Source organism: Mesobacillus jeotgali (assembly GCF_014856545.2).
Taxonomy (GTDB): domain Bacteria; phylum Bacillota; class Bacilli; order Bacillales; family Cytobacillaceae; genus Mesobacillus.
Genome location: NZ_CP109811.1, coordinates 4,570,287 through 4,584,593, shown reverse-complemented (window position 1 = coordinate 4,584,593; position 14,307 = coordinate 4,570,287). Strand labels below are relative to the sequence as shown.

The window sequence follows — 14,307 nt, the reverse complement described above, 5'->3', positions numbered from 1 at the left end:
AAAAAAGAGCGTTTGAATAAGGGGGAGAACTTTGGATACACAATTCTTGGTCTCATTATCTATTATATTAGCTACATTTGGTTTGTATATCGGGATTGCGATTTACAATACAGCTAAGCAGACGTCCGATTTCTACGTTGCCAGCCGCGGCGTTCCGCCAATTTTTAATGGGATGGCGATCGGCGCTGACTGGATGAGTGCCGCTTCCTTCATCGGGATGGCCGGTACGATCATGCTGCTCGGCTATGACGGCCTTGCGTATATCATGGGCTGGACGGGCGGATATTTGCTGTTGACCTTCCTGCTTGCGCCACAGCTCAGGAAGTATGGCCGCTACACGGTTCCAGAATTTATCGGTGACCGATACAACAGCCACACGGCACGCGTCATTGCGGCCATTTCAACGATCATCATCAGCTTCACCTACTCGATCGGGCAGCTTTCCGGTTCCGGTGTGGTAATCGGGCGACTGTTCGAAATCGATGCGAAGCTCGGCACGATGATCGGTGTGGTCCTGATCGCTACTTATGCTGCCTTCGGCGGTATGAAGGGGATTACGTGGACACAGGTTGCACAATATATCATTTTGATCATTGCCTATTTGATTCCGGTCATTTTCATGTCTCTCCAGATAACTAGCAGTGCACTTCCATGGCTTTCCTACGGTGAACTGGTTGGCAAAATGGGTGAGCTCGACCGTGAACTTGGGATCTCCGAGTACTTCGCGCCATTCACTAACGGCACGAAATGGCAGTTCCTTGCTCTTATGTTTACATTGATGGCCGGTACGGCGGGACTTCCGCACGTCATCGTCCGTTTCTATACGGTATCAACGATGAAGGCTGCACGCTGGTCAGGTGCATGGGCACTTCTCTTCATCGGCTTGCTTTACCTGTCAGCACCTGCTTACGCGGCATTCTCACGCTTTATCCTGATGACAAAGGTTGCCGGCAGCAAAATCAGTGAGCTTCCTGCCTGGACGAAAACATGGGTTGATACAGGAAAGCTGCAGGTTGCCGATGGTAATAGCGACGGTGTCCTACAGTGGAGTGAATTGATCATCTCAAACGATATCGTAGTTATGGCGACACCGGAAATCGCAAACCTTGGCGTATTCGTCATCGGACTTGTAGCGGCAGGCGCTATGGCCGCGGCTCTTTCAACTGCCGGCGGCTTAATGATCGCGATTTCTTCGGCTTTTGCGCACGATATATACTACCGTGTCATGAAGCCAAACGCTACGGAAAAAACACGTCTGAATGTAGCGCGTATTTCTATCGTTGTCGCTACATTGTTTGCCGGAATCATTGCGCTTAATCCTCCTGGAGCAATCACGCAAATCGTTGCATGGGCCTTCGCTCTGGCAAGCGGAACCTTCTTCCCGGCCTTGATCCTTGGTGTATGGTGGAAGCGTTCAAATTCACAGGGTGTTATTGCAGGTATGCTCGTCGGTCTTGCGGTGACATTGGGATACATTTTCGCGGCAAAGTATGGCGGCTTCACGATCCTTGGCATCATTGACACAGGTGCCGGCGTATTCGGCGCTACAGCTGCAATCCTTGCGAATGTCATTGTATCGCTTGCTACTCCAGCACCTTCGCAAAAAATTCAGGAGGAAGTACTCGACCTTCGTTATCCTGAACAGATGACCTATAAGAACGGCGAAGTTTGGATGAATGACGATGCAACAAAATCAGTATAAGGAAATTTGGAAGGCTGTGCAGTTCCACCCCCTATTCCAGGGGGTGGAGGAACGCACGGCCCTTTCCCATGTCGAGGAATGTGAAACTCTTACCTATGGAAAAAGCGAAATGATGCTCAAGGCGGACACGACTCGTCAGGGGCTTTTGTTGATTTTACAGGGAAATGCCGAGGTGGTCGTGAAGAATGCTGCCGGACAGGAGGAAGTTCTTGAAGTCACCCGAAAAGGCGAAATTGTAGGGTTTTCAAGTCTGGCAGAGTTCCTTGGGTTGACGAGTGCCGAAAAAACGCAGGCAAATGTCGGAGTAAGGGCTGCAGATGAAGTCCGGGCACTGCTAATCCCTTTTTCCGTACTGGCAAAAAGGTGGGAAGACCAGGATGTCCATGACTACCTGCTGGCCCAGGTCGCAATCAGGCTGAGGGATGTGTACGGGTCCCTTGCCGAGCAGGTCAAAATGGCCAGGGGAATTGGCGAGGGCGAAACGATTTTAGCAAGGGTTCAGGATCTGATGAGTGATAAAATCGCGTCCGTTACTCCTGACACGAGCATTCAGGAAGCAGCGCGAAGAATGGCTGGAAGTAAAACAAGTTCTGTACTGGTGGTCGAGGATGGTGAGCTGAAAGGAATCATAACAGAACGGGATATCGTAGGCCGGGTCGTTTCAAAGGGCATTCCATTTGACAGTCCATCCAGGCTGGTGATGACGGAAAATCCTGTGACGATATCCAGGTTCGCTTACTATTACGATGCCTTATCTAAAATTTTACTGAACGGTATCAAGCATCTGCCCGTGGTCGATGAGGGGGAGATTTCCGGGGTAGTCACACTGACCGATTTGCTCCGGAAAAAGAATGACAGTGTAATGAGGACGATAAAGAAGATTGACGAGGCCGATGAAAACAATTTGCCTGAGGTAAAGGCAGCAATCTATGAAATGACCGAAACGCTGCTGCGAGACCGTGTTCCGGCTATAGCATTGCTGGATATCATCACAAAGCTATACGACAGATTGATCGGCAGGGCAGTCGAGCTGTCTCTTGCGGCACTCCGCAAGAAAGGGCTTGAGCCACCTGCTCCGTTTGCGTTTTATTTAATGGGATCTGCCGGCCGCGGGGAACAATTTATGCTGACAGACCAGGATCATTTCCTTGTGTATGGGGATACGAATGAGCATGGCTATTTTGAAAAACTGGGTTCAGAGATCACTGCAAAGCTGGAGGCAGCCGGCTACTCGCGCTGCAAGGGCTTGATGATGTCGAGTGAGGAGCAGTGGAGGGGAACGCTGCTACAGTGGCAGGATCGCGTACGCAAATGGATGCTGCAGTCCACAAATGAAAACCTGCTACTGGCACATAACTTCTTTTCCTATCGTTTCGTGGCAGGAAGTGAAGCGTTAGACAAGGAGTTCGAAGCAAAAATCGCCGAACTGCTCGACCGTTCGAAAATCTTCCTTTACCGGATGGTCCAGGCCGAAAGAGAGCAGGAAATTCCGACGCTGGACGAACCGATCCGTGCCCTGTTCAAGCTCGGCCGGAAAAGCATCGATATGAAAAAAGAGATTTTGTTCCCCTTCCACCACAGCCTGCAAATCCTGTCGCTCTATTACGGAGGAATCCCTGGAACACCATTGGAGAAGATCGCTAGTTTGAAAGACAAAGGGATTTTTACCGAAGGATTCGCGGAAGATTTAAAAGAGGCTTTCAACCATGTGCTTGACCTTTATATCAGGCAAAGGTGGGGAAATAAAGGTGGGAGCTCCATCCTATCATTCACCACCATGTCTACCAGACAAAAGGATGAACTCATCCTGAGCCTGCGAACACTTCGCGAACTGCAGGGAATGGTTTTTGCTAGATTTTCGGTGTAATGGGTTTTGGGCCTGGAATGATGGGGACCAGGGAATATGCGATATCTAGGTGGTGATACACGGCGACGGTCACTAGAAAGAGATTCGGCAAAATTCTGTTGGTGACAGGTACGGCCCCCGCTCATTATATAAGTTGAACTTAAGAATTACCCATTGAATGAAGCGGAAGGTGCGAAGACTCCTGCGGGATAAAAGGTCAGTGGGAGACCCCACAGGCGCTTGCGCCGAGGAGGCTCCCAGGCCGCCCGCGGAAAGCGAAGCACCTGGAGCGAAATGAAAAGGTAAACTTTCTAGTTCAACTTATATAGAGAGAAACCTGTTGAGATCTGGCGGAGAAGCTATAGACATTGATGTCAGTTAGAAACTTGAAGACAGGCACTTTGAGAGGAGGCTTGTATGTTTTTTCAACGAAAGAATATTTCCTGCCCGCTTACGTACGAAAAAATCCCTTTATCGACTAGAATCGATGATTTGACTTTTATTGTTTTCGACACAGAGACAACTGGATTCCAGGTGGCGACCACAGACCGGCTGATTGAAATTGGTGCTGTTCCGGTAAGTGGGATGAAAGTGATGGAAAATGCCCGTTTTCAGACATATGTAAACCCGGAGCGACAAATTTCTCGGGAAATAATTGAGCTGACATCCATTACGAATGAAAAAGTTGCTGGAGCACCGGTGGCGGCAGAGGCGATACATGATTTCTTTGACTACGTTGGGTCACACGCGGCAGTATGCCTTGTTGGCCATTATGTCGGCTTCGATCACCTTGTGTTGAAAAGTGAACTGAAGCGTGAAAAGCTGGCGCTAAAAAAACTGTTCACCATCGATACGCTCGATTTAATCGGATTCATAGCCCCGTCCTACGATATGCGTGACCTGGAGCGATATGCGATGGCATTTGGCACACGTATATATGACCGCCATAGCGCAGTAGGCGATGCATTGACCACAGCCTATCTGTTCACCGAATTGCTGCAGCAGTTCAAGGACCGAGGACATTCCACCTGGGGCGAGCTCGTTAAGGCCACTGAAAGCCAGGCGCGTTCGATGCAGTTTTAATGGGAATAAGGCATATTGGACAGCGATAGGGCGCATGCAGTTTTACTGGAAACAATGCATATCGGCTAGCGATACGCGGTTAATGCGCTTTACTGGAAATAATGTATATCGTCTGGCGATACGTGCGACGCAGGTTTGATGGAAACTAGGCATATCGGTTAGCGCTACGAGGTTGAAGCAGTTTATTGAAAACAATGTAAATCTCCCAGAGATATGTGATCAATGCAGTTATGAATGGGTGATAGCAGCTTTCCTCTTTGTCTTGGGAAATTGTTATGAATTACGACAAGGCAGTTCAAAAGGAATGGAACTGCTCTTTTCTTTGGTTGATATTCCATTATTGAGACCATTAATTAAGAGTTTCATAACGCCAATAGTCGATATGTTAAGTTGAATATATTAAAATGTGTATAGTTAAAAATCCTGAGGGGTTCTGGATACTATTTGTAATTAGTATGGGGGCAAAAGGAAATATGATAGGAAATAGGCTAAAAAAGGTAGTGTTCTCCACGTTACTGACGAGTTTGATATCGATGGTATTCTTTGTGATTCCATTGGTTTTAATAGGGGGAGTTATATATTCAGTGGTAATGAACCCTGTTCCTGCAACTGGAAAATTTGTCGATTATCTTAAGCATATTTTCTTCATGATTCTAAGTGGAGTATTGGGCTGGATAGGTTTTACATACTTGGTTTATGGTGAAACGGATTTCTCCAACTTGTATATGGTATCTTTTTTGACATTTGTATACTACACTATTTATCTTTTCATAAATAATTCTATGGACAAATAATGACTGGATGCCCTTTTTAGAGCGCAAAAAAATGCTTAGAGTTCTCTGTACTCCAAGCATCTTTTTCTAACCATTTCAATTTAATTGCATATCAATCAACGCACCATTTTTATAAGAAGCGAGGACCCGCTGCCCAGCAAGCTCCTCATATTTCCGTGCTGTTTTATAGGAAACCTTCAATGGAACTGCATCCCCGTCGGACTCGAACTCAACAGTGAAATTATCGGCTGCCCCGGAAATGGTTGCATCCATGAATTCAATTTCACCGGGAATGACGAGCTGCTGGCCAATCAGCACCATGTCTTCCTTCAACCCGTTAGCCTGCTTTAATTCTTTCAAGCTGACATCGAATCGCTGGGAGATATTGAACAGCGTATCCCCTGGATTGGCGATGTAAATTCCTTCAGCAGTTTCGAAACCATGAGTCGGTACTGAAAGGGCTTGTCCAACATAAATAGAATCACTGACTAATTTATTTTCCTTTTTTAAATCCTTCACGGTTACCCCGTATTTTTTTGCCAGGGAGAACAAAGTGTCTCCTTTTTTCACAATATAAACACCCGCTTCAGCCTCGAGAGGTACCTCCAGCTGCTGTCCGGCTCTTATGAAATCTGTTGATAGTGAGTTCACTTCCTGAAGCATCTCAACCGATGTATCGAATTCCTTAGCCAGGCTGTATAGTGTATCGCCCTTCTTTACGGTATAAAAGGATCCGACCGCATCTGTCTTCTTTTGGCCGAAACCAAGCAGCAATCCCGCAGCCACCGAACCGGCTACAGCTGCACCGATCAGCTTTCTGTTCCTTTTTAAGGTTACTTTGCGTTTTTGCTCTCTGATTCTCTGTTTTCTAGTCTGTCTGTAGGTAATCAAGTCTCTTCTCCCCCAATAAAAATTCACTCCTCAACAGAAATTCGGGAAGAAACAGGTTTTTGTGTACATAAAAATGGGTATATAGGAAAGTTTTTCTGCTTAAAATAGTTGAATTTTTCAAAAAACTTTACAATACCTTGTCCCTATTGCTTTTTTCGTGCATATATCCTCAACCAAGCTAATAAAATGTTACAAACCGACAAAGAGAGTGTTTGAGGTGAGGAATCGTTTGAACAATATGAGAATCCAGCCGGGGACATGATTAATCTTAGTAATATCCAGAAGGACCAACCTTCTGCCGCAGCGAAATTTTTGCGGAATGCAATATTAGCCGATAAAAGCGAGTCTCATTTCACACTTCTCACATCCAATTTAGGGAGGGCGAGTGGTGTGCACGATTACATCAAAGAGAGAACAATCAAGATTGGAAAGTATATCGTGGAGACGAGAAAAACAGTTCGTGTCATAGCGAAGGAGTTTGGCGTATCCAAAAGTACAGTCCATAAAGACCTGACAGAAAGATTGCCTGAGATCAACCCTGACCTTGCCAATGAAGTAAAAGAAATCCTTGATTATCATAAATCGATCCGTCACCTGAGAGGCGGCGAAGCCACGAAAATGAAATACCGCAAAGAGGAAAGGGAAGAAGAGCCGGTTAAATGAAGAAAGGTTGAAACAGACAGATTGGAGGGACCGTAATTCAGCATTGTGAAATTTGCCGACATAAGAATGAAAAATGCCCAGCTTAGATCCAGAAAAGCCGGGCATCGCCACAAAAGGCGTGTATGATTCTGCTTTAATACATAGCGGAGGCTGCCGCCTTTTTATCAAGGGGAAAAACGGACAAGACCTCTTTATCCACTTGAACAAGTGCTTCTGAATTATTCAACCTTTTAATTGTGACAAATTTAAACAAAATGTTTCAAATTTTTCAGCTGGAAGTTACTTATTTAACATTGTTGTGATAAAATAAACAATTAGGGTAGAATATGGTTCGCAGATTGCGGCAGCGTCTGTGTATTCTCGGACATCGCGATCTATTTTTACATAGATGAGGCTTTTCGTCAGCTGAGATCACGAGGCTTAATCAGCCGCAGCCAGCCATTTGTCAAGGAGGAAAAAGCAAAATGTTTGCAAGGGATATCGGGATTGACCTTGGTACAGCCAATGTGTTGATCCATGTTAAAGGTCGAGGAATTGTCTTGAATGAACCGTCTGTTGTGGCGATTGATAAGAACACGAACAAGGTTTTGGCTGTTGGGGAAGAGGCGCGCAAGATGGTTGGGCGTACACCTGGCAATATCGTAGCGATTCGCCCGTTGAAGGATGGGGTTATTGCGGACTTCGATGTAACGGAGTCTATGCTTAAACATTTTATCAATAAATTGAACGTAAAAGGCTTCCTTTCCAAGCCGCGCATCCTGATTTGCTGCCCGACGAACATTACGAGCGTGGAGCAGAAAGCGATCAAGGAAGCAGCTGAAAAGAGCGGCGGCAAGAAGGTTTACCTTGAAGAAGAGCCAAAGGTTGCGGCAATCGGCGCTGGCATGGATATCTTCCAGCCTAGCGGGAACATGGTTGTCGATATCGGCGGCGGCACGACGGATGTAGCTGTCCTTTCAATGGGAGACATCGTTACGTCTCAATCGATTAAAATGGCCGGCGACAAATTCGACGCTGAAATTTTAAATTACATTAAACGTGAATATAAGCTGTTAATCGGCGAGAGAACAGCTGAAAATATCAAAATTCAAATCGGAACTGTCTTCCCGGGCAGCCGCAGTGAGGAAATGGAAATCCGCGGCCGTGATATGGTATCCGGACTTCCGCGCACGATTACGGTTCGTTCCGAAGAAATCGAAAAGGCATTAAGGGAATCAGTTGCTGTGATTGTACAAGCGGCTAAAACAGTGCTTGAGAAAACTCCACCTGAATTATCCGCTGACATCATTGACCGCGGTGTCATTCTGACAGGCGGCGGTGCCTTGCTTCACGGCATCGACCAGTTGATGCAGGAAGAATTGAAGGTTCCGGTGTTAATTGCCGATAACCCAATGGATTGCGTGGCTATCGGCACAGGAATCATGCTTGATAACATCGACCGGATCGCAGGTCGACGCAGAATCGTCTAAAACAAAAATCTGGAATTGCTTCGGTAAAACTGCTGAAGGATTCCAGATTTTTTTTCGGTTTTACCCAATTTTTCTGGAATAAAACCCAAAATCCTACATTTTCCTGCAAATTTTTAATGTTTCTTGCCGATATATTTCTTATAATAGAGAGTAGTGAAAAAATTCCCTGTTATAGAATTTAAAATTAGATAACTGTCTAGCTCCAGCGCCTATCCCCTCGAGGTCGCTTCGGTCCGCCCAATGAAGTCAAAGAACGACTTCACCGGTCGGCCCTCCAGCGCTTGTCGGGGATGACCAAGGCGCTTGCGCTTTTCGTGAGGTGGAACTATGTTCAAAGGTTTTTATACAGTAGCTTCCGGTATGCTTGCACAGCAGCGCAGGACGGAAATGCTGACGAATAATATGTCAAATGCCAATACGCCGGGATACAAAGCCGACCAGGCGGGAATGCGGGCGTTCCCGGAAATGCTGCTGCAGCGCTTCGACAAGCAGCAAATCCCGACAGAGAATGGCTTGAATCTGCCGTTCAACAGGGAGATTGGCACAATCAATACAGGTGTATACATGCAGGAAGCGGTTCCGAAATTCATCCAGGGTGATTTGCGCGAAACGGGACGGAAGACGGATTTGGCGCTGCTTGATATAAATATGCCTGATAATGGCTCGGTGTTTTTTACTTTGCAAAACACGGACGGTACAGTTCGTTATACAAGGAATGGAAATTTCACGATTGATGCGCAAGGGTATTTGACGACTGGCAGCGGCCACTATGTGCTGAATTCAGCTGGCCAGCCTATCCAGCTCTCGAGTGACCGTTTTACAGTCTCGGAAGGCGGGATCCTGACAGGTGAAAATGGCGAGAGTGCTACACTTGGTGTTGCTTATGCGAATAATCCGCTGCGGATGGTAAAAGAAGGCGACGGGCTGTTCCGCACAGAAGATGGCGGCGAATTGCCGTTTGCTTTTGGCACTGCGGGTGTTCAGTTCAGGACTCAGCAAGGTTTCCTTGAACAATCCAACGTCGATATCAGCAGGACGATGACCGACATGATGTCAGCTTATCGAGCGTTCGAAGCGAATCAGAAGATTCTCCAGGCTTATGATAAAAGCATGGAAAAGGCTGCGAACGAAATCGGAAGGCTATAGAATTCTGGATCAAATTTTAAAAGGAATCGCTCTCCTATACTGAAAGCGGTTTGAGGTATAAAATATGAACAGAACAATGTTTACCGCAACCAATACATTATCCCAGCTGCAAAAGCAGATGGACATGATCAGCAACAACCTGGCAAATGTCGATACAGCCGGATACAAGCGCAGGGAAGCGTCTTTTACCGACCTGCTTGTACAGGAATATCGCAACCAGCCTAATAATGCGCTTGAGCCGCAGAACCGGCTGACACCATTTAATATTCGCCAGGGTAATGGGGCAAGATTAGGCCAGATACAGATGAATCTGACGCAAGGCAATATCAAGACGACGGACAGGCCGTTGGATACTGCTTTTACGGCAGAAGGCCAATTTTACCGTGCGATGGTCCAGAATGAGGATGGCAGCTCAGCGATGCGATTGACACGTAACGGTGCACTTTACCTGTCGCCGCTATCTGATAATGAGTCAATGCTTGTCAATAGTGATGGGCATGCGATTCTTGACGAGAACAACCAGCCAATCACTATAACTGGGAATGTCAAAAAGTTTAATATCAATCAATCAGGCCTTTTAACAGCGGAAATGTACAATGGGACAAGCCAAGAAGTGAATCTTGGTGTAGTATTGATTAATAAGCCTCAATTTTTAGAGCAAAAAGGGGCGAATCTGCTTGGATTGCCAGACAATCTGGCTGAGCTTGGCGTAACGGAGGAAGAGGTCATGACGAACCTGACAGGCCCTCTGAGGAATCAAATCGCCATCCAGCAAGGTGTCCTCGAGCAATCGAATGTAGATATGAGTAAAGAAATGACGGATTTAATCAATGTACAGCGGAGCTATCAGTTCCACTCAAAATCGATTACATTGGCCGATCAAATGCTCGGGCTAGTGAATGGAATCCGTTAAGAGGGGAAGAACAATCAAAATGGCTTTGAACGAGAATAATCAAGAAGCAATAACGCGTGAAGAAGTGAAAAAGAACAAGAAGACACGCGAAAAAAAGAAAAGAATCCGGGTTCGCCTTATTCCGATCTGGCTTCGGATTATGATTGTGATCCTTCTGTTAGCCGCAAGCATCGTGCTGGGCGCCATGTTCGGTTATGCCGTGATGGGCGGGGGCGAAGCGAAGGATGTTTTTGAAAAGTCAACTTGGACTCATATTATTGATCTGGTTAACAGAGAATAATTTTTCAGAAGGAAGGGAGATTTCCCTTCCTTTTTATTTGGTTTATTTAGTACAATAGTTAGTAAGTATTAGTAGGAGGTACTAAAAATGTTGGACATTACCCAAATCAAAGAAATCATCCCGCACCGCTATCCATTTTTGCTTGTTGATAAAATTGTCGAAATCGAAGAAGGAAAAAGAGCAGTGGGCATCAAGAATGTAACAGCAAACGAAGAATTCTTCAACGGCCATTTTCCTGATTACCCGGTCATGCCCGGTGTGCTGATCGTGGAAGCATTGGCGCAGGTTGGAGCAGTTGCCGTTTTGAAGCTGGAAGAAAACCGCGGCAAAATCGGCTTCTTCGCCGGCATCGACAACTGCCGTTTTAAAAGGCAGGTTAAACCAGGCGATCAGCTTCGCCTTGAGGTGGAAATGATCAAGCTGCGCGGGCCGATTGGAAAAGGAAAAGCCGTCGCTACAGTAGATGGTGAGCTGGCTTGTGAAGCAGAGATTACATTTGCGATTAAATAAGTTTAGAAGGGGACCCAACGCGTCATGGTGGGTTCTTTTTTACATAATTAGGAAAAACGAGAGATTCCGAGCGGTTTTCGAGAGATTTTGGAAGATAAGTGAAAGATTCACGATGAGTTTCGGGAGAATAACGGACATTTTTGAGAAATTATCGACTAAAACTAAGAGAATAATTTTACCAGCTCCATAAGAGGTCCAATTTTTATGGAAAACGATGTTATTTTCGATAAACTATGCTCCATAACCTCTGGACAATGTCACGAAAAAATTTATCTGCATAAAAAACGGGTAATTTTTACAAAAAAACATGCAAGTTTTTTTCATTGGTGGGCAATATAACAGCAGACCCGTGCAACAGGTCTCAAAAATACCTATTAATGAAAGGGGCTTTTACTCATGAAGAAAAAGCTATTAATGTTAATCGGTGGCTCATTGCTATCGGCTATGTTCCTTGCAGGCTGTGCGAATGACCAGGATCCTCCTCCAGATGATGATGTGGACATCGAGAATCCGGCGGATGACAACGGCAATGTCGACGATGACGGCATGATGGATGACAACAACGGCGAAAACAACGACATCAACACTGAAAACGACGGTGACATGATGGAGGACAACAACGAGCCAGGCGAAGACGCTGTTGAAGATCAACTTGATATGAACGACGAAGACAATAACGATCAATAATGGTAAAAGGGCAGGTGTGAAAATTCCTGCCCATTTATTTTACCTCGAAAAGCACGGGCCAGTTCTGCCTATTTATTTTTGATAAGGAGAGCTCCAATGGGTTATACCCAGAGAAACCCTCAGTCATTCCTGCCACTATAATTAGCCACTCTTTTTTCGCAAAAAAAAACTCCAGCCTGTCAGCGGGAGTTTCATTACACTTTTTTCGGCTGCAAAATCTGCGGCCTTGTTATGATTTTTTCCTTGAATTCTGCAAGCAGTTCCTCGCCCTTGAATCCTTTATCAAGCAGATACTCCAGCAGTTTTTCAGGATAATCGCTCTTCGGCTTGGTGAGCTTGCCTGTTAAGAGGATGCTGGCATGAGTCTTCAGCTTCTTCACGCAGCAAACTTTGGTCAAAAAGGCTGCCGGGTCGTTCTCCCGTTTGGTGATGACGACTTGAACGATGATTTCTTTGTCATTGTCGCAAGCATCCTGGAAATACGGAATGTATTTATGATCAGCAAAAACCTCGACGAGCCAGGTTCCTTTCTCATCCTCTTTATTGATAATCAGGCCGTCTTTCATTTCGATATCCACTAAAGAATCATCATCAGCAAGCTGCATTGAAATCAACTTAAACGTCTTCATGTCAACCACCTCCCGTAATTCTTGTCCAAATTATAACACAGTATGAATCGAAAACGAAAAAAAGCCATTTTGTCGAAAGAAAAATTTCAGAATTGGTAAAAATCATTTTTGGCAGGGTGATATGGTTAGAAAACTCAATTATCCGGGGTTCCCATGACTGTTTGACTCGGTTTTTTACAGGCAAATCACGATTTTCGCCATTTTACCGCAGCCCTAAAAAGGAATATCATCGGGATATCAAGGAGAAAGGAGATGAAAAAGTGATCAATCAAGTAACGCTAGTCGGCAGGCTGACCAGGGATCCGGACCTCAGGTACACACCCGATGGCAAGGCGGTATCGAATATAACGCTTGCGGTGAACCGGCATTACAAAAATGCCAGCGGCGAAATTGAAGCAGATTTTGTCCACTGCATCCTCTGGGGAAAAACAGCAGAAAACACATCGAATTATTGTAAAAAAGGCTCCGTCCTTGGAGTCACCGGCCGCATCCAAACGCGGAACTATGATAACCAGGAAGGTAAACGTGTCTACGTGACTGAAGTCGTTGCTGAAGGAGTAAGGTTTTTAAGCACAAAACCGGCCAGTACGAGGGAAGCGCCGCAAGCTTCACAACCACCTCAACAGCCGCAGACTGTACCAGCAGCACCGCAGAGAGAGGAGCTTCCATTTGCATAATGAAACCGACTCAATCGAAAAGCTGCTTGTCAGCCTGATTAAAATGGTTGGAAAAAACAATGAGAAGATCGACGAACTCACCAAGCGTGTCCGCCAGCTCGAAACCGCTTCCAAAGAACAGCAGATCAATCGCGTCTACTCCTTCATTGCCGAACCGCCACGACCAAATTCAAGTAGAAAAGAATACGTAAGAAAATAATGAACGGAATTATTTTTTACATCACTTGTGAATTTTCCTCATAATAGCCTCAAAAAGGATCTTTAAGAGAGAAATTCAATAACCCGATCTCCAATATACCCTCAATATTGCTTCCGGCTTTTATAGCCGGTTTTTTTCTATTTATTTGAATAAACTGGATAATCCTTCTAAAATGGAGAAAAAACACCCTGCCAAAGGATTGATTTCAATTGACCAAAAAAATCGGCGTCAGATTAATGCTTGCCATAATACTAGTCCTATTTATTTTCATCAGCTATTCGGCGTTCAGCATTTGGTCTTTCAGTAATAAGATTCAACATGTGAAAACGGATGTGGCTGTGGTGCTTGGTGCTGCTGCCTGGGGTGATGAGCCATCTCCTGTTTTGCGCGAGCGGGTCAATCATTCAATCTGGCTTTATGAGAATGGGTACGTCGATAAGATCATTTTTACCGGCGGCAAGGGTGAGGGCGCTATGTACGCAGAGTCTGAGGTTGCCAGGAAGTATGCTATTAAAAACAATGTTAACCCGGAGGACATCCTGATTGAAACGAAATCAAGAATTACGGAAAAGAACTTAACCTACGCTTATGAAATTGCAGTTCAGCAAAACTTCAGGACATTTACGATTGTCAGCGATCCTTTACATATGAAAAGAGCCATGCTAATGGCCAAAAACACTGGAATGGAGGAATCCTACTCATCCCCGACACAAACTTCTGTGTATAAGTCACTGGATAGTAAAGTTCGGTTTTTCATGCGAGAGTTGTTTTTCTATATCGGCTATATTTTTAGTTTGCCTTTTAGGTAAAAAAAAGCCACAAAGCAAAAGCTTCGTGGC

The 14,307-nt window shown here is 45.4% G+C and carries 15 protein-coding genes; 13 read left to right on the top strand and 2 right to left on the bottom strand.

Annotated features, from left to right (window positions below; all coding sequences use genetic code 11):
• Positions 1-31 precede the first annotated feature (31 nt).
• From FOF60_RS23145 to FOF60_RS23135, 3 genes are all read left to right on the top strand, one after another.
• Positions 32-1,702, top strand: coding sequence for a sodium:solute symporter family protein (locus FOF60_RS23145; RefSeq protein ID WP_192471871.1), 1,671 nt, complete (start codon positions 32-34; stop codon positions 1,700-1,702).
• Positions 1,683-3,569, top strand: a complete 1,887-nt coding sequence (locus FOF60_RS23140) for a DUF294 nucleotidyltransferase-like domain-containing protein (protein ID WP_192471872.1) — start codon at positions 1,683-1,685, stop codon at positions 3,567-3,569. Before FOF60_RS23145 ends, FOF60_RS23140 begins: the two co-directional genes overlap by 20 nt.
• A 396-nt stretch (positions 3,570-3,965) precedes the next feature.
• Positions 3,966-4,631, top strand: a complete 666-nt coding sequence (locus tag FOF60_RS23135) for a 3'-5' exonuclease (RefSeq protein WP_192471873.1) — start codon at positions 3,966-3,968, stop codon at positions 4,629-4,631.
• Positions 4,632-5,500: 869 nt separating this feature from the next.
• Here the strand turns inward: FOF60_RS23135 and FOF60_RS23130 are convergent.
• Positions 5,501-6,295: a LysM peptidoglycan-binding domain-containing protein gene (locus FOF60_RS23130; RefSeq protein WP_192471874.1), complete on the bottom strand. Its 795-nt coding sequence runs from the start codon at positions 6,293-6,295 to the stop codon at positions 5,501-5,503.
• A gap of 390 nt (positions 6,296-6,685) precedes the next feature.
• On the opposite strand from FOF60_RS23130, the gene spoIIID reads away from it, so the two are divergent.
• The 7 genes from spoIIID (at position 6,686) to FOF60_RS23095 (ending at position 11,963) form a co-directional block, all read left to right on the top strand.
• On the top strand, positions 6,686-6,958 hold the full coding sequence (gene spoIIID / locus FOF60_RS23125) for a sporulation transcriptional regulator SpoIIID (protein ID WP_031307660.1): 273 nt from the start codon (positions 6,686-6,688) through the stop codon (positions 6,956-6,958).
• Positions 6,959-7,422: 464 nt separating this feature from the next.
• Complete coding sequence (locus FOF60_RS23120; RefSeq protein WP_192471875.1) at positions 7,423-8,427, top strand: rod shape-determining protein; 1,005 nt, start codon at positions 7,423-7,425, stop codon at positions 8,425-8,427.
• Positions 8,428-8,754: 327 nt separating this feature from the next.
• Positions 8,755-9,573: a flagellar hook-basal body protein gene (locus tag FOF60_RS23115; protein WP_192471876.1), complete on the top strand. Its 819-nt coding sequence runs from the start codon at positions 8,755-8,757 to the stop codon at positions 9,571-9,573.
• Between the two features lie 64 nt (positions 9,574-9,637).
• Positions 9,638-10,486, top strand: coding sequence for a flagellar hook-basal body protein (locus FOF60_RS23110; protein ID WP_192471877.1), 849 nt, complete (start codon positions 9,638-9,640; stop codon positions 10,484-10,486).
• A gap of 19 nt (positions 10,487-10,505) precedes the next feature.
• A complete protein-coding gene (locus FOF60_RS23105; RefSeq protein WP_192471878.1) occupies positions 10,506-10,766 on the top strand; it encodes a DNA-directed RNA polymerase subunit beta in 261 nt (86 codons plus the stop codon).
• 87 nt (positions 10,767-10,853) lie between these two features.
• Complete coding sequence (gene fabZ / locus FOF60_RS23100) at positions 10,854-11,276, top strand: 3-hydroxyacyl-ACP dehydratase FabZ (RefSeq protein WP_192471879.1); 423 nt, start codon at positions 10,854-10,856, stop codon at positions 11,274-11,276.
• Between the two features lie 414 nt (positions 11,277-11,690).
• Positions 11,691-11,963, top strand: a complete 273-nt coding sequence (locus FOF60_RS23095; RefSeq protein WP_225650152.1) for a hypothetical protein — start codon at positions 11,691-11,693, stop codon at positions 11,961-11,963.
• A gap of 194 nt (positions 11,964-12,157) precedes the next feature.
• Here the strand turns inward: FOF60_RS23095 and FOF60_RS23090 are convergent, their stop codons facing one another.
• On the bottom strand, positions 12,158-12,592 hold the full coding sequence (locus tag FOF60_RS23090) for a YwpF family protein (RefSeq protein WP_192471881.1): 435 nt from the start codon (positions 12,590-12,592) through the stop codon (positions 12,158-12,160).
• Positions 12,593-12,852: 260 nt separating this feature from the next.
• Here FOF60_RS23090 and ssb point away from each other — a divergent pair, with 260 nt between their 5' ends.
• From ssb to FOF60_RS23075, 3 genes are all read left to right on the top strand, one after another.
• Positions 12,853-13,269 carry a single-stranded DNA-binding protein gene (gene ssb / locus FOF60_RS23085; protein ID WP_192471882.1) on the top strand — a complete coding sequence of 139 codons (417 nt, stop codon included), beginning with the start codon at positions 12,853-12,855 and terminating at the stop codon, positions 13,267-13,269.
• Entirely contained in the window at positions 13,262-13,468 is a 207-nt protein-coding gene (locus tag FOF60_RS23080; RefSeq protein WP_192471922.1) for a hypothetical protein, read from the top strand. Before ssb ends, FOF60_RS23080 begins: the two co-directional genes overlap by 8 nt.
• A gap of 236 nt (positions 13,469-13,704) precedes the next feature.
• Positions 13,705-14,277, top strand: a complete 573-nt coding sequence (locus FOF60_RS23075; RefSeq protein WP_192471919.1) for a YdcF family protein — start codon at positions 13,705-13,707, stop codon at positions 14,275-14,277.
• Positions 14,278-14,307: the final 30 nt, after the last annotated feature.